The 20,115-nt window shown below is 71.7% G+C and carries 16 protein-coding genes; 7 read left to right on the top strand and 9 right to left on the bottom strand.

The genetic code is table 11. The annotated features are described in order from the left end of the window. Positions 1-7: 7 nt before the first annotated feature. On the bottom strand, positions 8-1,312 hold the full coding sequence (locus CHC09_RS08635; RefSeq protein ID WP_089292434.1) for a hypothetical protein: 1,305 nt from the start codon (positions 1,310-1,312) through the stop codon (positions 8-10). Between the two features lie 66 nt (positions 1,313-1,378). Next, positions 1,379-2,074, bottom strand: coding sequence for a DUF4191 domain-containing protein (locus CHC09_RS08630; RefSeq protein WP_089292433.1), 696 nt, complete (start codon positions 2,072-2,074; stop codon positions 1,379-1,381). Positions 2,075-2,248: 174 nt separating this feature from the next. Between CHC09_RS08630 and CHC09_RS46155 the strand changes: the two genes are divergently transcribed. From CHC09_RS46155 to CHC09_RS08620, 3 genes are all read left to right on the top strand, one after another. Beyond that, entirely contained in the window at positions 2,249-2,404 is a 156-nt protein-coding gene (locus CHC09_RS46155; RefSeq protein ID WP_179276980.1) for a hypothetical protein, read from the top strand. Between the two features lie 44 nt (positions 2,405-2,448). Next, positions 2,449-5,442 (top strand): helix-turn-helix transcriptional regulator, encoded by a 2,994-nt coding sequence (locus tag CHC09_RS08625; RefSeq protein ID WP_239138148.1) that lies wholly within the window; start codon positions 2,449-2,451, stop codon positions 5,440-5,442. Between the two features lie 408 nt (positions 5,443-5,850). Then, on the top strand, positions 5,851-6,099 hold the full coding sequence (locus CHC09_RS08620; RefSeq protein ID WP_203833051.1) for a hypothetical protein: 249 nt from the start codon (positions 5,851-5,853) through the stop codon (positions 6,097-6,099). 170 nt (positions 6,100-6,269) lie between these two features. On the opposite strand, the gene lipA is transcribed toward CHC09_RS08620, so the two are convergent. Then, positions 6,270-7,205, bottom strand: a complete 936-nt coding sequence (gene lipA / locus CHC09_RS08615) for a lipoyl synthase (RefSeq protein ID WP_373871887.1) — start codon at positions 7,203-7,205, stop codon at positions 6,270-6,272. A 360-nt stretch (positions 7,206-7,565) separates the two neighbouring features. On the opposite strand from lipA, the gene aspS reads away from it, so the two are divergent. Together aspS and CHC09_RS08605 are read left to right on the top strand one after the other, a co-directional pair. Then, entirely contained in the window at positions 7,566-8,825 is a 1,260-nt protein-coding gene (gene aspS, locus CHC09_RS08610) for an aspartate--tRNA(Asn) ligase (protein WP_089292430.1), read from the top strand. Positions 8,826-8,837: 12 nt separating this feature from the next. After that, positions 8,838-10,019 (top strand): outer membrane protein assembly factor BamB family protein, encoded by a 1,182-nt coding sequence (locus CHC09_RS08605; RefSeq protein ID WP_089292429.1) that lies wholly within the window; start codon positions 8,838-8,840, stop codon positions 10,017-10,019. Here the strand turns inward: CHC09_RS08605 and lipB are convergent. The 5 genes from lipB to lpdA all read right to left on the bottom strand — a co-directional run bounded on the left by lipB (position 10,003) and on the right by lpdA (position 16,735). After that, positions 10,003-10,632: a lipoyl(octanoyl) transferase LipB gene (gene lipB / locus CHC09_RS08600; RefSeq protein WP_089292428.1), complete on the bottom strand. Its 630-nt coding sequence runs from the start codon at positions 10,630-10,632 to the stop codon at positions 10,003-10,005. The two genes, CHC09_RS08605 and lipB, sit on opposite strands and share 17 nt — an antisense overlap. 32 nt (positions 10,633-10,664) lie before the next feature. After that, entirely contained in the window at positions 10,665-12,551 is a 1,887-nt protein-coding gene (locus tag CHC09_RS08595; protein ID WP_089292427.1) for a DUF6311 domain-containing protein, read from the bottom strand. 30 nt (positions 12,552-12,581) lie between these two features. Beyond that, positions 12,582-13,496 carry a TIGR01777 family oxidoreductase gene (locus CHC09_RS08590; protein WP_089292426.1) on the bottom strand — a complete coding sequence of 305 codons (915 nt, stop codon included), beginning with the start codon at positions 13,494-13,496 and terminating at the stop codon, positions 12,582-12,584. 84 nt (positions 13,497-13,580) lie between these two features. Then, entirely contained in the window at positions 13,581-15,308 is a 1,728-nt protein-coding gene (gene sucB / locus CHC09_RS08585; protein ID WP_089292425.1) for a 2-oxoglutarate dehydrogenase, E2 component, dihydrolipoamide succinyltransferase, read from the bottom strand. Positions 15,309-15,343: 35 nt separating this feature from the next. After that, complete coding sequence (gene lpdA, locus CHC09_RS08580; protein WP_089292424.1) at positions 15,344-16,735, bottom strand: dihydrolipoyl dehydrogenase; 1,392 nt, start codon at positions 16,733-16,735, stop codon at positions 15,344-15,346. Between the two features lie 166 nt (positions 16,736-16,901). On the opposite strand from lpdA, the gene CHC09_RS08575 reads away from it, so the two are divergent. Continuing rightward, positions 16,902-17,222: a hypothetical protein gene (locus CHC09_RS08575; protein ID WP_089292423.1), complete on the top strand. Its 321-nt coding sequence runs from the start codon at positions 16,902-16,904 to the stop codon at positions 17,220-17,222. A gap of 23 nt (positions 17,223-17,245) precedes the next feature. On the opposite strand, the gene CHC09_RS08570 is transcribed toward CHC09_RS08575, so the two are convergent. Beyond that, positions 17,246-18,778: a leucyl aminopeptidase gene (locus CHC09_RS08570; RefSeq protein WP_089292422.1), complete on the bottom strand. Its 1,533-nt coding sequence runs from the start codon at positions 18,776-18,778 to the stop codon at positions 17,246-17,248. Between the two features lie 121 nt (positions 18,779-18,899). On the opposite strand from CHC09_RS08570, the gene gcvT reads away from it, so the two are divergent. Beyond that, positions 18,900-19,991: a glycine cleavage system aminomethyltransferase GcvT gene (gene gcvT, locus CHC09_RS08565; RefSeq protein WP_089292421.1), complete on the top strand. Its 1,092-nt coding sequence runs from the start codon at positions 18,900-18,902 to the stop codon at positions 19,989-19,991. The last annotated feature ends 124 nt before the right edge of the window (positions 19,992-20,115 follow it).

Raw genomic sequence — 20,115 nt, 5'->3', positions numbered from 1 at the left:
GGGCTCCTTATTGCGTGTACGTGTGATCGCGGATGGTGTAGGCCACTTTCTTCACGTCGTTCGCCGCGGCGGCCGGCGCGGTCATCCGGAGGACGACCTCCCGATTCAGCACCTCCTCCGGAGTGGAGCGCCAGAATCCGACGTAGACCACGCCGTAGACCGGCTTGCCCTCGACAGCGTCGGTCTCGACCCAGGACTGCAGCGAGGTCCCGCCGGTCCACCGTAGACCCCAGGCCTCCTCGCGCTTGCGCAGGGCTTGCCGGGCGGCGTCGTCGCAGACCGCCACGCAGGTACGGACGATCAGGTCGCCGCCGGCCTCGACGGTCTCGCCGTCGAACACCCCGCAGCGATAGTGCACCGCGGCCTCGGCCTTCGCGGCCAGGGTGCACTTCCAGCCGTCCGGCACCTTGAAGTCGAAGCCGACACCGTCGAGATCGGTCACGTCCTGGACGCCGGTGCTCTGGCCCTCGAACGTCGGCCAGGTGTTCTTGGGCCAGTCGTCCGGATCGGGAAGCAGGCCGGGCCGGGCGGGCGGGGTGGCCGGCAGCAGCAGTTGCGCGTCGGTGTAGGTGACCGGTGCGGTGCTGGGTGACGGTTTCGGATCATCGCCGGCGGTGGCGGCGACCAGACCCGCGCCGGCCGCGGCGCCGAGGAGCAGGGAGACCAGGGCGACGATCAGCAGCAGGAGGCGGTCCGGCCGCGGTCCGTCGCCGATTCTCCCGTACGGCGGGGGAGCCGCCGAGATCGGTGCCGCCGAGATCGGGTCACCGAAAGCGGGCAGGCCGGAGCTCGGGTCCCCGGAGACCGGCCGCCCCGAGACCGGTTGCGGGGAGCCCGGATAGGCGGACACCGGCTGTCCGGCGGCGGCCGACACGGGCTGCGCGGAGATCGGGCGCGCGACCGGCTGGAACGGCACGGTCGGCGGGTCGGGCTCCGGACGTACGAAATCGAGGTCCCGCCCGACCGTCGCGTCGTCGGCGGCGGGCGGACCGTGCTCCGCGGCGACCGGTTGCAGTTGTTGGCCGAGGGCCGTGAAGATCTCCGCCGCGCCGGCGCCCGTGCCGGAGCACGCCACCCAGGGGCGGTTGCTGGCGTGGTCGGAGTCCACGATCGGCAGCCGATCACTTTCGGACTGGCCGAGCGCCTCGGAGGCCGCCGCGAAGGCGCTCCGCCACCGGTCGTCGGCCGAGGCCAACTCGTTGAGCCGGGCGACCGTCAGCGGCAGCCCCCGCGCGTCGGCAGCCGACCAGACGTCGCCGACCTCGCAGCTCGACAGCCGGCGCTGCAGGCGGTAAGGCCCAGCGGTTGGCATCTCGCCTCCGTCTTCAGTTCGCGGCCCGGTGACGGGGGTGGGGCACCGGGGGTGCGGCGCTGGAGATCAGCGCGGGCGCTGCTGCCGGAACGCGCCCTTGCCGCCCGGCCGCATGTTCTTCGGGATCGCGCCCTTCGGCATCTGCGGGCGGGCCATCAGCGCGGACAGTCGCGTGTCCAGCGCGTTGACGTCCTTGCCGGTGAGGTTGCGGGGCAGCCGCAGCATCGTGGTGCGCAGCTTGCGGACCGGGAGCTGACCCTCCTCGGTGCCGATCACGTAGTCGTAGAGCGGCGCGTTGCCGATCACCTTCGACAGGCGCTTGCGCTCCTGGCTCAGCAGCCCCTTGACCCGCTGCTGGTTGCCCTCGCCGAGCAGGATCACGCCGGGCCGGCCGATCACCACGTGCACCATGTCGAACTGGGTGGTCGAGCTGGCCGCCGGGCGGACCCGCCAGTCACCACGCATGTTCTCCATCAGGGAGGCGGCGGCTCCGGGCTGGCCCTCGGCCACGTTCATCATCGCCGCGTTGGAGCGCAGGTTCAGCACGATCAGGACGGCGAGCAGGGTGACCAGCACGCCGACCGGGATCCAGATCAGGCCGAAGCCCAGGAGCACGGCGAGCACGGTCAGTGCGACCGGGATCAGCACCGCCGCGATGACCAGTGGTAGGAACCACTTGTCCTGTTTCGCGGTGAAACTGAACACCTGGCCGATCTGCTTCAGGCGCTCGACGAACGACACCTTCTCCTGGGGCTTTGCCATAGCCGGAAAGTGTAGTCAGCCTCAGGTACCTTACGGCGTCCCGGGCACCCGCGTCGGCCGTCGTAAGGGGCCCGGGGCAGTGGGATATCGGGCGTCGTCCCCATGTCCCGGGGCCGCCTTCGCGCGAAGAGTCGATGTCAGCGAGAAAGACATCGGCCTGAGGAGCGCGGAGAGATGACTCCCGAGATCTATTTCGAACTGACCCGTCAGCGCGCCGGGGAGCTGCAACGGGAGGCCGAGGAGTACCGGCGTGCCCGGGAGGTCCTCGACGGCCGGCCCCGCCGCCGGCTCCTCGTACGGTGGCCGGCGCCGCGGTCGCGTACGGCATGATCGGCTTGAATTTCCTGTCGGACCGGCATGGCATGCTCGGCCTCATGACGGTGACCGGTCACAGCGAGATCCTCGTCGGCCGCGATGCCGACCTGGCCGCGCTGCACGACGCGCTGCGCCGGGTGCGGTCCGACGAGCCGGCCGCGATGCTGGTCGGGGGCGAGGCCGGGGTCGGCAAGACCCGGCTCGTCGAGGAGTTCACCCGGGCGCTTGCCGGCGAGCCGGTCCGGGTGCTCACCGGTCAATGCCTGGAGCTGGGTGAGGAGGGTCTGCCCTTCGCGCCGTTCGCGGCCGCGCTGCGCGAGTTGGTCCGCCGTGAGGGGCGCGAGGTCCTCGACGGACGGGAGGCCGACTTCGCCCGGCTGATGCCCGAGCTCGGCCCGCCCTCCGAGTTCGGCGAGGCCCATCGTGGCCTGCTCTTCGAGCTGGTCGGCGCGCTCTTCGCCCGGCTCTGTGCGCAGCGGCCGCTGGTGCTGATCCTGGAGGACCTGCACTGGGCCGACCGCTCCACCCGTGACCTGATCGGCTTCCTGATCCGCTCGTCCCGTGCCCCACGGATGCTGTTGCTGGCCACCTACCGCACCGACGAGCTGCACCGCGGCCACCCGCTGCGCCCGTTCGTGGCCGAGCTGGAGCGGGTCCGCGGCGTGCGGCGCCTGGAGCTCGACCGCCTCGACCGGGAGGGCACCGCCGAGCTGCTCGGTCACCTGCTCGGCGCCGAGCCCGAGCCGCAGACCGTTGACGCGGTCAGCAGCCGCGCGCAGGGCGTCCCGTTCTTCATCGAGCAACTCGCCGCCACCGCCGACCCGGCCTGCGCGGACCTTCCGGAGACCCTGCGCGACCTGCTGCTCTCCCGGGTCGACCTGCTGCCCGAGGCGGCCCAGCGGATGCTGCGGGTCGCCGCGGTCGGCGGCACCCGGCTCGGGCACGACCTGATCGCCCGGGTCGCCGGCGTGGACGAGATCACGTGCGAGTCCGCGCTGCGCGTGGTCGTCGCCGCCCAGCTGATCGTCTTCGACCCCGACGGGGGCTACGAGTTCCGGCACGCCCTGGTCCGCGAGGCGGTCCACGACGACCTGCTGCCCGGCGAGCACACCCGCCTGCACGCCCGCTACGCGGAAGCGATCGAGACCGACCCGCAGCTGGTGCCGCCCGGCCGGGCGCCGGCCGAGATCGCCCACCACTGGCACGCCGCGAAGAACCATCCGCGGGCCCTGGTCACCGCCAAACAGGCGGCCGACGAGGCCCGGCGGCGTTTCGCCTACGCGGAGCAGGCCCGCCTGCTCGACCGTGCCCTGGAGCTCTGGGAGCAGGTGCCCGAAGCCACGGAGCTGCTCGGGGTCCGCCATCTCGACCTGCTCGAGGAGACCGCGCTGGTCGCGATCGACTCCGGTGAGCTGCAGCGGGCGCTCAGCCTGACCCGGGCCGCGCTCGCCGACCTGGACACCGGGGCCGAGCCGGTGCGCGCCGCCCGGCTGCTGGTGCGCCGGGCCAAGCTGGTGCGCCTCGCCGGCAAGAGCGACGGTTTCGCCGAGGCCAAGGAGGCGTACCGGTTGCTGACCGGCGCCCCGGACGATCGCGTCCGGGCCGGGCTCCTCGGCGACGTGGCCTACCTGTTCGCCAAGTCGGACGGGGACGAGGTCGAGCGGATCTGGGAGCAGCTCCGGGCCTCCGCCGATCAGCACGGCGACGCCGCCGCCCAGATCGCCGCGGAACTCACCAAGGGCCAGGTCTGCGCCGGCCGGGTGCCCGCCGCCGAGGGGCTGCCGATTCTGCGGGCCGCGGTCGCCGAGGCCCGCGCCGCCGGCGACGAACGGGCGCTGACCCGCGGCCTGATCAACGTCTCCGATGTCCTGTTCGAGCTGGGCCGCTACGCGGAGTCGGCGACGGCGGCCGCCGAGGGGGTCCCGCACGCGGTTCGCTACGGCGTCTCCCGCACGACCGGGGTCTACCTGCTGTCCAACCAGGCCGAGGCGCTGCTTGCCCTGGGCCGCTGGGACGAGGCCGACGCGCTGCTGGCCGAGGCCGCCCGCCAGGATCCGCCCGGTCTGGTGGCCGTGCCGTGGTTGCGACTGCGGGCCAGGCTGCGCCTGTTCCGTGGCCACCCCGGGGCGGGACATCTGATCACCCGCCTGGTGAGCATGCTCGGTAAACCGTATGTGCCGCCGGAGAAGAAGCTCTGGATGCTCGAGCTGCGCATCCTCGCGGCGCTCTCCGCTCACGACGGTGCCGCCGTGCTGTCGGCGGCCCGTGCCGCGGTGCACGAGCCGGTCCTGCTCGATCGGCCGCGTTACGCCTGGCAGCTGCTGACGGCCGCGGCCCGCGCCGCCACCTTCCATCGGGAGGCGGGGCGAGGCTCGGTTCACCGGGAGGCGGGGCCGGGCTCGGTCCATCGGGAGGCCGGGCCGGGCTTGGCTTCGCCGGGTGACCCGGCGTGGGCCGGGCCCTCGCGTTCAGCCGGTGACTCCGCCTCCGACGGCGCCACCCCTGCTGACGTGGAGCGGCTGGTGGAGCGGATCCGGTGGGCCGCCCAGCGGCTGCCCCGGCGCTACCCGGCCGAATTGGCCGCCGCGGCCCAGGTCGAGGCCGAGCTCGATGGTGGCGCCGACCGGTGGAACGCGGCGGTCGCCGCCTGGCGAGTCGACAGCCAACCGTTCGAGCTGGCCTCGGTGCTGCTCCGGGCCGCCGAGGCGAACGCCGCCGACCGGCCTGCCGCTGCCTCGGCGCTGGCCGAGGTCACCACGATCGCCACCGGGCTGGGCGCCGCCCCGCTGCTCGAGGCCGCCGAGGTGCTGGCCCGCCGGCTCGGGGTCCGCCCGGCCGTCGCCGGCCCGGCGACCGAGGTGCTGACCGCCCGGGAACACGAGGTGTTGCGGCTGGTCGCCGAGGGCCAGAGCAACGGCCAGATCGCCCACCGCCTGTTCATCTCGCCGAAGACGGCCAGCGTCCACGTCTCCCGCATCATCGCGAAGCTGGAGGTCACCAACCGGGTCGAGGCCGCCGCCGTGGCACGCCGCCTCGGCCTCCTCGACGACTGACCGCGCCGCTCGCTGTGGCCCGCCGTCCCGCCTTCTCGGCGATTGATCGTGTCGAGCGCGGTGGCATGCCGTTCCGGCCTTCTCGGCATCGGAGCACGTTGGCCGCGGTGGCATGCCGTGTCGGCCTCCTCGTCGGCGGGCCAAGTTGGCCGCTGTCGTGTGCCGTTCCAGTCTTCTCGGCGGCTGATCGCGTCGACCGCTACGGCATGCCGCCTTGGTCCCCTTAGTTGCCGGGTGGGTGCGGAGAGTTGCCGGGTGGGGGCAAATTTCCCGGCTCTGGCGTGGGCGGACGCAGGCGGGCGGGGCGAAGGCTAATCCCGCCTGGCGGGTGCCCGATATGGCTGGTCGACCGACAGTTTAGGGAGCCGTCATGCACGACAAGTTCCGTTCGTCCCTCGGGGGCCGATGATGGACGGCGCCGTGGACGTGGCCAATCGTATGGTCGAGGCGCTGTTCGGGCCGGAGGGTGACATCCCCTGGTGGGCCTGGCTGGGACCGATCATCCTGCTCCTGGCCAAGCTGATGTACCCGGTGGTCTTCCCCGAAACAGCCGCCGCCGAGGCGGAGTCCGATCGTCGCCTTGCCGAGTTCTGCCGGGAACGTGACGGCAAGGGCAAAGCGAAGAAGAGCAAGAAAGGCAAGAAGGGCAAGAGGTGACCCTTCGGAAGGCCCGCAACCACTCCAGGCTCGCATGATCCTGGACCACCGGTTGCGGGCCCTCACCGTCTCCGGACCAGGTTTCCGGAGCGCTGGGGCGCGGTGCCGGTGGCTGGAAAGACGCCGGCCCCGGTGAGAAACCGGGGCCGGGCGAGAACGATGCGGCAGGGTCAGCCGCGGGCTTCGAGAGCCTGACGGTAGAGGCGACCCGCCCGGTACGACGACCGGACCAGCGGCCCGCTCATCACCCCGGCGAACCCGATCGCCTCGGCCTCCTCACGGAGCTCGACGAACTCCTCCGGCTTCACCCAGCGCTCGACCGGGTGGTGGCGCGGCGTCGGACGCAGGTACTGCGTGATGGTGATCAGCTCGCAGCCGGCCGCGTGCAGGTCGCGCAGGGCGGCGGAGATCTCCGCGCGCTCCTCGCCCATGCCGAGGATCAGGTTGCTCTTGGTGACCAGGTTGGCGGCCCGGGCCTGGGTGATCACGTCGAGGGAGCGCTCGTAACGGAAACCGGGACGGATCCGCTTGAAGATCCGCGGGACGGTCTCGACGTTGTGCGCGAGCACCTCGGGCTTGGCGCCGAAGACCTCGGCGAGCTGCTCGGGCTCGGCGTTGAAGTCCGGGATCAGCAGCTCGACGCCGCAGCCGGGCTGCAGCTTGTGGATCTGGCGGACGGTCTCGGCGTAGAGCCAGGCGCCGCCGTCGGGCAGGTCGTCGCGGGCGACGCCGGTGATCGTGGCGTACTTCAAGCCCATGGTGGCGACGGACTCGCCGACCCGGCGCGGCTCGTCGGCGTCGAACTCGGCCGGCTTGCCGGTGTCGATCTGGCAGAAGTCACAGCGGCGGGTGCACTGGTCGCCACCGATGAGGAAGGTGGCCTCGCGGTCTTCCCAGCACTCGTAGATGTTCGGGCAGCCCGCCTCCTGGCAGACCGTGTGCAGGCCCTCCTTCTGCACCAGACCGCGCATCTGGGTGTACTCAGGGCCCATCTTCGCCTTGACTTTGATCCACGGCGGCTTCCGCTCGATGGGAGTTTCGGCGTTGCGCGCCTCGATGCGCAGCATGCGGCGGCCCTCGGGAGCAATAGTCACAACCCAGAAGATACGCCGGAGAGGACCGGTCGCGGCGTGTGGGCGACGAGGCTCACGTGACCTTCCCTGTGACCGCCGTCACGCCACCTCGAATGCGGTGTGGAAAACGGCTTGAACAGGCATCGAAGACCGGATTAGCCTTCCGCACCACGGCAGTGACGGGACCGAGTAACGCTCCGATCCGCCGGTCGAGAGAGCCACCGGCAGCTGTGATGGTGGCCCGAGCGCCGGAGCACGAAGACACCCCCGAGCCGAGCAGTGCAAGAGGCGTCCCGCGAGCAGCGGGGCGCGAAGGTGCGGTGGTACCGCGAGGATCCCGCTCGCCCGCACCTCCCTGGGGCCGCGTTGCAGCACCCGAGGAGGTAACCCGCCATGCAACGCATCCTCTCCACCGAACTGGCCGCTCATCCGTACGAGAAGGTCCGGGTCGAAGGCTGGATCCACCGCGTACGCCGGCTGAAGTCGGTGACGTTCCTGATCGTCCGTGACGCCGCCGGTCTGGCGCAGGTCGTGATCACCGAACCGGCCCAGGTGGCGACCCTCACCGAGGAGAGCGTGGTCTCCGTCATCGCCACGGTCACCCCGAACAGCCAGGCCCCGAACGGGGTGGAGCTGACCGGCGCGGAGGAGATCCACGTGCACTCCGCTGTCGGCGTACCGCTGCCGTTCGAACTGCATCGGCCCGCGCTGACCGCGGCCCTTCCCGCCCAGTTGGACCACGCCGCGCTCGCCCTGCGCCATCCGGCCCGCCGGGCCGCGCTGCGGATCTCCGCGGCCGCGACGGCCGGTTTCCGCAAGGCGCTGGAGACGCAGCGGTTCGTCGAGATCCACACCCCGAAGATCGTCGAGTCGGCGACCGAATCAGGTGCGAACGTCTTCGAACTGGACTATTTCGGCCGGCCCGCCTATCTGGCCCAGTCGCCACAGTTCTACAAGCAGATGATGGTCGGCGTCTTCGAGCGGGTCTTCGAGGTCGGGCCGGTGTTCCGCGCGGAGAACAGCGACACCGCGCGGCACCTGACGCAGTACACGTCGCTCGACGCCGAGATGGGCTTCATCGCGGACCACCGTGACGTGATGGCAGCGCTGACCCGGACCATCGCCGGGATGTTCGGCGAGGTCACCGAGCGGACCGGGACCGCGACGCCGGAGGTGCCGGTCGAGATTCCGGCGGTGCACTTCACCGCGGCGCTGCGGATCGCCGGGGCGCCGGCGGACGAGCCCGACCTGGCTCCGGCGCACGAGCGGGCGCTGGGCGAGTGGGCGCTGCGGGAGCACGGCTCGGAGTTCGTCTTCGTGACCGGCTACCCGATGCGCAAACGACCGTTCTACACCCACCCGGACCCGGCCGACCCGGCGTACTCCAACGGGTTCGACCTGCTCTTTCGCGGTTTGGAGATCGTCACCGGCGGGCAGCGGCTGCACCGGCACGCCGACTATGTCGCCGCGCTGCGCGCGGCGGGCGAGCCGCCGGCGGCCTACCAGGGCTATCTGGACGCTTTCCGGTACGGCATGCCACCGCACGGCGGCTGGGCGATCGGCCTGGAGCGCCTGGTGGCCCGGCTGACCGGCGCGGCCAACGTCCGGGAGGCGATGGCCTTTCCACGCGACCCGCGCCGGGTCACGCCGTAGGTTTGAGCGGTGATGATCGATCTTGACGCGGCTCCGCCACCGGGGGCCGAGCGGCCCCTTCGGGTCCCTTGGCGCAAGCTGCGGATCGCGGTCGTCGCGGTCGCTCTGTCCCTGCTCGGCGCGGCGGCCGCCCCACCCCGCCCACGGGTGTTCCCGGAGGTCACGAACACGGGTGGGCGGGGAGTGGTGGCGGTCCTGCTCACCCCGGAGGCGCTCTACACCGTGCACCACAGCGTGGACGAGGAGGTCGAGTTGGTGGCCCGGCCGCTGGCGCCGGGCGGCCCGTCCTGGTCGGTCCAGCTGTCGCTGAACACGATGAACGATCTGCTGCTGACCAGGTCGGGATCGGTGCTGACGATCAGCGACGACGTGAGCTCGACGGTCCTGGACGCCGGCACCGGCCGGGAGCGCTGGTCGGCGCCGAGTTGGGCGAGCCCGCGCGTCGTCGGCAACCGGGTGCTGCTGGCCGGCTCCGACGATGCGGGCTCCGGCAGGCTGGAGCTGGCCGACGTGGAGACCGGCCGGATCCTCTGGACCCGGCCGGGCGACGCGTCCGATGCGTTGCTGGACGCGACCGGGCGTTACCTGCTGACGCTGGACGGTGGCGGGAACGTCCAGGTGCGTTCCGCCCTGGACGGCCGGCCGCTGGCGAGGCGGAGGCTGGACGACGAATCCATTGATCTACGGACGTCGATCAGGCTGGTCGGCGATCGGGTGTACGTCTTCGGCACCGCCACCGTGACCGCGTTTCACCTGCCCGGCCTGACCCCGGCCTGGCCCGCCCCGGGCAGCGTGCTCATGCCGTCCGACGCCACCACCTGCGGCGACCTGGTCTGCGTGGTGGGCCGGCGAGGTATCAGCGCGCTGGACCCGGTCACCGGGACGACGCGCTGGAGCTCACCGGACCGGATGTTCTACGCCGGCGCGGTGGTCCGAGCCCTGGACGGACGGAACGTACTCCTCGATCCGGCGACCGGGCGGGTGGTCCGCAGGCTGGGCCGGGGCATGGTGGCCGGCGGCCTGATGCTGCGCCAGGACGGTGACACCGGTACGCAGGTCACCGACCTGCGTACCGGTCAGGTGTACGGAAGCCTGCCCGGCGTCCTGCCGTTCGGCTGCGTCGCCGCCGGGGAATACCTGGCGTGTTCCAGGCACGGCGGCACTGTCGTCTTCCGGGTCAGAGAAGCGTCGTGAGGTGCCGCTCGACGACCGGCAGCACCTCGGCCACGGTCACCGGCCGGCCCAGCTCGGCGCTGAGCGAGGTGACCCCGGCGTCCCGGATGCCGCACGGCACGAACCGGTCGAAGGCCGTCAGGTCGCAGTCGCAGTTGAGGGCGAAGCCGTGCAGGGTCACGCCGCGCGCCACCCGGATCCCGATCTGGGCGATCTTGCGGTCCAGGCCGCCGTCGGTGGCCCGGACCCAGGCGCCGCTGCGGCCCTCGACCCGCTCGGTGGCCACCCCGAACTCGGCGCAGACGTCGATCAGCAGCTGCTCGACCCGGCGGACGTAGGCGACCACGTCGACCGGGTCGGGCAGGCGCACGATCGGGTACCCGACCAGCTGGCCCGGCCCGTGCCAAGTGATCTTGCCGCCGCGGTCGACGTCGACCACCGGGGTGCCGTCGAACGGCCGGTCGGCCGGTTCGGTGCGCTTGCCGGCGGTGAAGACGCTGGGGTGCTCCAGCAGCAGGACCGTGTCCGGCTGTTCGCCGGTCGCCACGGCCTCGTGCAAACGCTTCTGCTCTTCCCAGGCGTCGCGGTAATCGACCAGCCCCGGGCGCAGAACGGTGAGTGCGGAGGTTGTCACAGCGGCCAGCCTAACTCCGTACTCACCGGTACTCACCGGTCGACGGGATCCACACCGCGACGGATGCGCCACACCAGCACGCCGCCCACCACCTCGGGCTCACCGAGCAGGTCACGGGCGACGGCCTCGACCGCGGCCCGGTTCAGCGTCTGGTGGTCCGAGCCGGTGATCTCGCCGGGCAGGAACACCGCGTCCAGGCCCCAGTAGTCGAAGTCGGCGCGGGCCTGGGCGCGGTCCTCGTTGTTCATGCTGGTGATGTAGCCGTACCAGGCGGCGCGCAGGAAGAGCCAGTCGGTCGCCCGCGGCGGCGCGCCGATCCGGCCGGGCTGCTCGCGGCCGCCCTCATCGGTGGTCTGCGGGCCGAGGAAGTAGCCGTCCGGCATGCGGAACTGCCGCCCGCCCCGGGCCATGGTGTACGCCTGCCAGCGCTGCCCGTCCGCGGTCACGTTGAGCGCGAACGGCAGCGCGGACATGGTGCCGCCCTCGGGAACGTACTTCTGCCAGGTGCCGTCCGCGATGAACGTCGGCTCGGCGGCGCGGTACTGGATCCGGAGCGGGAGCGGGAAGATCGGCAGCAGGCTGACCACGACCGCCGCCGTCAGCGCGGTGTTCAGCATCCCGCCGGACGGGCCTCGCCGGCTCAGCAACTGGTCCAGGATCAGGGCGAGCAGGACGCCGAAGACGCCGACGACGCCCAGCGCGAACCGGAGCGGCAGGGCCGAGTCGAAGAGCGGGACGTGGGTCAGGGCGGCGTAGGGGAGCGGGACGTCGTACTCGTGCTTGTTCACGTTCAGCCGCGGGCCGAGCGAGAGCAGGAAGAAGATCAGGCCGACCAGGCCGACCGCGCGCAGGGTGGCCCGCCGGCCGGGCTCCGCGCGCCGCCAGAGCAGCGCGAACGAGACGATCATCAGGATCACCAGGGGCACGCCGAAGAACGACGTCTCCTCGGTCCGGTTCGGCGCCAGGTCGGCGTGCCAGCCGAGGTGTCCGGCCAGCGAACGGTTCGGGAACGACAGGTACGCCGCCGCGTCCTCGACGAAATGCCGCTGGTTGAACCCGGTCCCGGAGAACGTCCACGGGCCGGCGAAGTGCATGTAGAGCGGGTATGCGAGCAGTGACCCGGCCACCACCGCGGTCACTCCGAGCGCGCGCAGCACGGTCGGCAGAGCCGCCCGGGCCTCGGCGCGCACCGGCCGGGCGAGCGCCCACACGATCATGAAGATCCCGCTGGCCAGGGCGGTGAAGAAGAGCCCCTCCGCGGCGATCGAGAAGCCGATCGCGAGCAGTACGCCGAGCATGAGGCCGTTGCGCAGCCAGCGGCCCGGCTCGCGCAGCTTCAGCACCCGCCAGAGCACCACCGGAACGATCCAGCCGGAGGTCCAGTTGAGGTGACCGTTCGCGTGCGAGATGAACCCGGGGGCGAAGCCGCAGAACAGCCCGGCCACCGTGGCGGCGAGGGCGTTGTGGACCAGCCAGCGGCGCAGGAACAGGTACCACGCGAAGGCGGAGCCGGCCAGGTTAAGCGTGAGCACGGTCACGAAGCTGACCTGCGGGCCGGCCAGGTGGGTCAGCGGTGTGAGCAGCACCGTGTACACCGTGACCGAGGTGTTCGTGGCCAGGTTGACGCCGTGCGGGGCGTTCAGCAGGGCGGCGAAGAACGGGTCCGCGCCCTGGGTGACGGTGTAGTACCCGTACCCCATCAGCCACTCGAAGAACGCCTGGTCGCCGACGTTGTCGGAGAGCACGTTCGTGTACGGATCCGCCCAGAGCCCACTGGCCACGTACACCGCGAAGGAGAGCGCGACGATGGCGACGGTGAGGTGGACCGGCCATTCACGCGGCTTGGCGCCGGGTGTGCTGGCGGCTTCCTCGGAGGGGGGATCGGCGGACGCGGCGGGGGCGGGGGCGGAGACGGACATCACGCGCAGGTTAGCAGCGCGAGCTGAAGATCAGGGGGTGCTCGCCGGTTGCTGTCCGAGTGCGGCGCCCAGAGCGGACCCGATGTCCGGGTAGGTCCACGAGAATCCGGCATTGCGAAGAACGCTGGGAATGACCCGTTGGCTCCGCTGGGCCTCCCCGGCCAGCTCGCCCAGCACCAGGTCGAGCATCGGGCCGGGCACGGTCAGCAGCGCGGGCCGGCGCAGCCGGCGGGCCAGGGCCCGGGTGAACTCGAGGTTCGTGCACTGCTCCGCGGAGACCAGGTTGACCGGCCCGGCCACGTCCTCGCGTTCCAGCAGGAACTCGGCGGCACCCAGCCAGTCCGCGAGCGCGATCCAGGCCATCCACTGCTGTCCGCCGCCGATCCGGGCCCCGCCGCCCAGCTTGAAGAGCGGGAGCAGCGGCTTCAAAAGCGATCCCTGCCGGTCCAGGACCGGCGCGGTGCGCAGCGGTACGACCCGGGTGCCGGCGTCCTCGGCGGGGTGGGCGGCGGCCTCCCAGACCCGGCAGATGTCGGCCAGGAACGTGTTGCCGGCCGGAGCCTCCTCGGTGACCTCGTGGTCGCCGGTGTCGCCGTACCAGCCGACCGCGGAGGATTGCAGCAGGGTGCGCGGGCGCTCTCCGGCGGGCAGCTTGGCGATGGTCCGGGCGATCGTGTCGGTGCTGTCCACCCGGCTGGCCCGCAGCACGTTCTTGTAGGCCGCGGTCCACCGGCGCGCGCCGACGTTCGCACCGGCCAGGTTGATCACCGCGTCGGCGCCGGCGAGCACCGCCGGGTCGAGCCGCCCTTGGGAGGGACTCCAGGTCGCCTCGCCGACCCCGGCCGGCTTCCGGACGAGCCGGGTGATCTCGTGGCCGCTCTGGCGCAGCCGCTCGGCCAGCCGGACACCGAGGAAGCCGGAGGCGCCGGCCATGACGATCCGCATGATCTGATTCTTTCCCGGAGATCAGACAAGTCAAAACCGAAGAAAGCCGGGGGTGTGTCACACCCCCGGCTTTCGTTCAGTCGATCAGAGACCCAGGTCCGGCTCGAAGTGGCCGGCCTCCAGGCGCTCCTTGACGGTCACCAGGAAGCGGGCGGCGTCCGCGCCGTCCACGATCCGGTGGTCGTAGCTGAGCGCCAGGTAGACCATCGAACGCGGGACGATGATCTCGCCCAGCTCCGGGTCGTTCACGATCACCGGGCGCTTGACGACCGCGCCGAGACCGAGGATGCCGACCTGCGGCTGGTTGATGATCGGCGTGTCGAAGAGCGCGCCCCGGCTGCCCGTGTTGGTCAGCGTGAACGTGCCGCCGCCGAGCTCGTCCGGCCCGATCTTGTTGTTCCGGGTGCGCTCCGCGACGTCCGCGATCCGCTTGGCCAGGCCGCCCAGGTTCAGGTCGCCGGCGTCCTTGATCACCGGGACGACCAGGCCCTTCGGCGCGTCCACCGCGATGCCCAGGTGCTCCGAGCCGTGGTAGGTGACCGTGCCGGCCTCGACGTCGATCGAGGAGTTGACCACCGGGTGCTGCTGCAGCGCCTCGACCGTGGCCAGGGCGAAGAACGGCAGGAAGGTGAGCTTCACCCCGTGCTTGGCCTGGAAGTCGGCCTTCGCCTTGTTCCGCAGCGTCGCGATCTTGGTGACGTCCACCTCGACCACCGTGGTGAGCTGCGCCGAGACCTGCAGCGACTCGACCATGCGGCGGGCGATGGTGGCCCGGATGCGGGTCAGCTTCTCGGTGTGGCCACGCAGCGGACTCGGCTCGGGCTTGGCGGCGGGCGCCGGGGCGGCGGCCGGAGCCGGAGCGGCCTGGGCGGTCTTGGCCGCGGCGGCCTTCTCGGCGGCGTCGAGCACGTCCTGCTTGCGGATCCGACCTCCGACGCCGGTCCCCGTCAGCGAGGACAGGTCCACGCCCTTCTCGGCCGCGAGCTTGCGCACCAGCGGGGTCACGTAGCCGGCGTCACCGGCGCCGTTCGCCTTGACCGTCTCCGCGGCCGGCGCGGCCGGCTGGGCGGGAGCGGGCTTCGACTCGACGACCGGAGCCGGAGCCGGAGCCGGCGCGGGAGCCGGGGCCGGAGCGGACTCGACCTTGGGCTGCGGCTGCTGCGGGGCCGGAGCCGGCGCCGCGGCGGGGGCGGACGAGGCGGAGCCGACGATCGCCAGGGCGGCGCCGACCTCGACGGTCTCGTCCTCGGCGACCTTGATCTCCAGCAGCGTTCCGGCCACCGGGGACGGGATCTCGGTGTCCACCTTGTCGGTGGAGACCTCGAGCAGCGGCTCGTCCAGCTCGACGGCGTCGCCGACCTGCTTGAGCCAGCGGGTGACGGTGCCCTCGGTGACGCTCTCGCCGAGCGCCGGCATCTTCACCGCGACGCCCTCGGCGGAGCCGCCGGTCGCCTGCGGCGCGGGAGCCTCCTGCTCGACCGGCTTCTCGGTCGACGGCGTGACCGGGGCCGGCGGCTCCGGCTCGGCCTGCTGCGCGGGGGCGGCGGCGGGGGCGGCCGAACCGGCGTCCTCACCCTCCCCGGCGATGACGGCCAGCTCGCTGCCGACCTCGGCGGTCTCGTCCTCGCCGACCACGATGCGGGTGAGCACACCCGCGGCCGGCGACGGGATCTCGGTGTCCACCTTGTCGGTGGAGACCTCCAGGAGCGGCTCGTCGACCTCGACGCGCTCGCCCTCCTGCTTGAGCCAGCGCGTGACGGTGCCCTCGGTGACGCTCTCACCCAGCCGCGGCATGGTTACCGATACCGGCATTTTTCCCCAAACTCCTTAACGCTTTCGCGATCGAATCAGCTGTGCGCGTGCAGGGGCTTGCCCGCGAGCGCGAGGAAAGCCTCGCCCAGCGCCTCGTTCTGCGTCGGGTGGGCGTGTACGAGCTGAGCGACCTCCTCCGGGAAGGCCTCCCAGTTGTAGATCAGCTGGGCCTCGCCGACCAGCTCACCCATCCGGGCGCCGACCATGTGGACGCCGACCACCGGGCCGTCCTCGACACGGACCAGCTTGATGAAGCCCGCGGTCTTGAGGATCTGGCTCTTGCCGTTGCCGCCGAGGTTGTAGTTGTACGAGGTGACCTTGTCGGCGCCGTACTTCTCCTTGGCCTTGGCCTCGGTCAGGCCCACCGAGGCGACCTCGGGGTCGGAGTAGGTGACGCGCGGGATGCCCGCCTCGTCGATGACCGCCGGGTTCTTGCCGGCGATCTCCTCGGCCACGAAGATGCCCTGCTGGAAGCCGCGGTGCGCGAGCTGGAGGCCGGGCACGATGTCGCCGACGGCGTAGATGTTGCCGACCCCGGTGTGCAGGCGCTCGTTGACGATCACGAAGCCGCGGTCCAGGGTGATGCCCTGCTCCTCGTACCCCAGGTTCGCGGTTGTCGGGCCACGGCCGACCGCGACCAGCAGGATCTCGGCCTCGACGGTCTCGCCGCCGGCGATGGTGACCTTGACGCCGTTCTCGGTCTTCTCGACCTTCTCGAAGGGCTTGCCGACCTTGAAGTTGATCTTCCGCTTCCGGAAGGCGCGCTCGACGGTCTTCGAGATCTCCTCGTCCTCCGCGGCGACCAGCCGGGGGAGGGCCTCGATGATGGTCACGTCGGCGCCGAACGACTTCCAGACGCTGGCGAACTCGACGCCGATCACGCCGCCGCCCAGCACGATCGCGGAGCTCGGCACCCGGTCCAGCTTCAGGGCGTGCTCGCTGGCGATCACCCGCTTGCCGTCGACCTCCAGGCCCGGCAGAGTCTTCGAGTACGACCCGGTCGCCAGGATGACGTTGCGGCCGGTGTAGCGCTGCCCGTCGACCTCGACGGTGTCCCGGCTGACCAGCCGGCCGGCGCCCGGCACCAGCGTGATGTTCTTGTTGTGTCCCAGCAGGCCCTGCAGGCCCTTGTACAGACGGCCGACGACGCCGTCCTTGTACGCGTTGACCCCGGCCATGTCGATCCCGACCAGGTCGGCCTTGATGCCGAACTGCTCGCTCTCCCGGGTCTGGTCGGCGATCTCCGCCGCGTGCAGCAGCGCCTTGGTCGGGATGCAGCCGCGGTGCAGGCAGGTGCCACCGACCTCGGCCTTGTCGATCAGCGCTACGGAGAGGTTCAGCTCGGCCGCGCGTAACGCGGCCGCGTACCCGCCGCTGCCCGCGCCGAGAATGACGATGTCGAAGGTTCCGCCGTTCGGCTGGCTCACGTTGACTCCAGTGGTCGAGTCGTCGCCATGTGGGTCACACAATGGAAACGGTCACAGTCCCGTCTCGGACATCTTGTCACTTGGAGACCCGCTCAATGCAGCCAGGTGCCCCAAGACGCGTTGGCTCGTCGTACCCTTGCGGGATTCCGCGTGACGAGGAGGAGAAGTGGCTTGGTTTCGGCGTCGCCCCCGCGCCGCAGGGCCCGGTGGCCGGCAGGTGGATCAGGCCGATCTGGAGCATCTCACGCAATTCGTCCGCTCCAGGAAGGGCGTCGAGGCCTTCGTCGAGCCGCGCACGACGGTGACCGAAACCACCGTGTTGCTTGTGGCACATGATGGCGAATGGACCCGTCGGCGAATTCAGTCGCCTGAGGTCGCACGCCGTTTCGCGCTGCAACTCTCGCTGCCCATCTATGACGTCCGGTTGCTCGGATATCCGCAGCGGATGCGCGATTACAACGCCCGTCAGAAGCGCCGCCCGGCCTGATTGGCACCGGGCGGCGCCCGCCGCTAAAGCGTCTCGACGACCTGCAGCAGGGTGCGGATCGGCACCCCGGTCCCGCCCTTGGTCCAGTACCCGGTGGCCTCGCCCGAGTGGTAGCCCGGACCGGCGATGTCGATGTGCGCCCACTCCACACCCGGCTCGACGAACTCGCGCAGGAACACGCCACCCTGCAGCATGTGCCCGGCCCGGTCCAGGCTCGAGTTGGTCTGGCAGATGTCGGCGATGTCCGACTCCATGCCCTTGCGCACGTCGTCCGGCAGCGGCATCCGCCAGGTCGGCTCGCCGACCAGGTCACCGGCCGCCTTGACCAGGTCGGTCGCCCCGTCCGAACCCATCAGGCCGGAGATCTTCTTGCCCAGCGAGATCACCTGGCCGCCGGTCAGGGTGGACGCCTCGATCAGGTAGTCGGTGCCGTCCTGGCAGGCCCGGGCCATCGCGTCGCCGAGCACCATGCGCCCCTCGGCGTCGGTGTTGAACACCTCGACCCGCTTGCCGTTGAACATGGTGATCACGTCGCCCGGCCGGTACGCCGAACCCGACGGCATGTTCTCCGCGATCGCCAGGTAGGCGGAGACGGCGACCCCCGGCTTGACCGCGGCGATGGCCAGCATGGTGGCGGCGACCGCGGCGGCGCCGGCCATGTCCGACTTCATCTCCCACATGCCGGCGGTCGGCTTGATGCTCACCCCGCCGGTGTCGAACGTGATGCCCTTGCCGACCAGCGCGACCCGCTTCGGCTCGGCGACGCCCTCCGGCACGTAGGTCAGCTTGACCAGCCGCGGCGGCGCCTCGGAGCCCTGGCCGACCGCCACGATGCCGCCGTAGCCACCCGCCTTGAGCTGATCGAAGTCGAGCACCTCGACACCCAGGCCGGCCTCGCCGGCGGCCGCCGCGATCAGGTCGGCGAAGTCCGCCGGGCGCAGCACGTTCGGCGGCATGTTCACCCAGTCGCGAGCCTGCCGCACCGCGCGGCCGACCACCTCGGCGCGGGCCAGCTCGGCCGCGGCCGCCGCGTCGCCGGCGTCCGGCACGTGCACCTGCAGCGCGGTCACCGGCTCCCGGCGACCCTTCTGCGGCTTGGTCTTGTAGCCGGCGAACCGATACCCGCCGAGCAGCGCGCCCTCCAGCACGGCGCGCAGCACCACCGGGGCGTCCGCGTCGTCGGGCAGCGGCAGGGCCAGCGCCACGGTGGCGCTGCCGGCCAGGGCGCGGACCGCGGCGCCGGTGCCCCGGCGCAGGGTCTCCAGGTCCGGGGCGGAGCCGGACGGCTCTTCGCCCAGGCCGACCGCGATCACCAGCGGCGCGGTGATCGTGCCGAGGGTGGCCAGCTTGGTCACCTCACCCGGCGCGCCCGAAGCGCCGAGCAGGGCGAGCGTCGCGGTCAGCTTCCCGTCGAACGCGGCGGTGATGCTCTCCGCGCCGGACGCCGGAAGCAGGACGCCCTCCTGGTCAGGCTGGCTGTGCAGGCCGATGACGATGGCGTCGACCGCCAATTCCGCCGGGTCGGTGTCGACCAGGCTGAGGCTGGGCTGGGTCACTCGGGCGCTCCGGGACGTCGGGGCCGGAAGACGCCTGTGGGCGGTGCTCCCGGCTTCTGGGAAACAGTTGGTATTCCACGCGACTCTAACCAGACCCAAGGTCAACGGTAAGTTGAGTCTCATGTCTGCCGAGTTCTCGCGCTCCCCGCTGCACGATCGTCACGCCGCACTGGGGGCGAAATTCGCCCCGTTCGGTGGCTGGGAGATGCCACTGGAATACGCCGGCGGCGGCGTTCTGCGGGAGCACGCGTCGGTCCGCGAGGCGGCCGGCGTCTTCGACGTCTCGCACCTCGGCAAGGCCCGCGTGCAGGGTCCCGGCGCCGCCGACTTCGTGAACTCCTGCCTCACCAACGACCTGGCCCGGATCGCCCCCGGCAAGGCGCAGTACACGCTCTGCTGCGACCCCTCCGGCGGCGTGGTCGACGACCTGATCGCGTACCTCTACGGCCCCGACGACGTCTTCCTGATCCCGAACGCCGCGAACACCGCGGAGGTCGTCCGCCGGCTCTCCGCCGCCGCCCCCGCCGGCATCAAGGTCACCGACCTGCACCGCGACTTCGCCGTCCTCGCCGTCCAGGGCCCCGGCTCCGCGGCCGTCCTCGCCAAGCTCGGCCTGCCGACCGACCACGACTACATGTCCTTCACCGAGGCTCGGCTCGACAACGCCCCGATGGTGGTCTGCCGCACCGGCTACACCGGCGAGCACGGCTACGAACTGGTCATCCCGTGGGACGGCGCCGGCACGGTCTGGGACGCGCTGATCTCCGCCGGGGTCCGCCCGTGCGGCCTCGGCGCCCGCGACACGCTGCGCACCGAGATGGGCTACCCGCTGCACGGCCAGGAGCTGTCCCTGGAGATCAGCCCGGTCCAGGCCCGCTCCGGCTGGGCGGTCGGCTGGTCCAAGCCGTCGTTCTGGGGCCGCGAGGCCCTGCTCGCCGAGAAGGAGGCCGGCCCCCGCCGCACCCTTCGCGGCCTGGAGTTGACCGGCCGCGGAATCCCGCGCGGCCACATGCCGATCTTCTCCGGCGCCACCCAGGTCGGCGAGACCACGAGCGGAACGTTCTCCCCGACGAAGAAGATCGGCATCGCGCTCGCCCTCATCGACACCGACCCGGCGCTCCCCGACGGTGCCGTCGTCGAGATCGACATCCGCGGCCGCCGTACCGAGGCCCGCCTGGTCAAGCCGCCGTTCGTCAACCCCTCCGTCCGCTGACGCGAGAAGACCCCACGCGCGGCGGCCGGCAGGACCGGCCGTCGCGCGCCACCGGGCCGGCTTCGCGCACGTCAAACCCTTGGCCGGGGTACGACCATGGAGTCCCGCCCCCAGCCCTCGCGGG

This window comes from Actinoplanes regularis (assembly GCF_900188005.1).
Lineage (GTDB): Bacteria > Actinomycetota > Actinomycetes > Mycobacteriales > Micromonosporaceae > Actinoplanes > Actinoplanes regularis.
The sequence above is the reverse complement of the archived record's forward strand: the minus strand, read 5'-3'. Positions and strand labels throughout refer to the sequence as shown.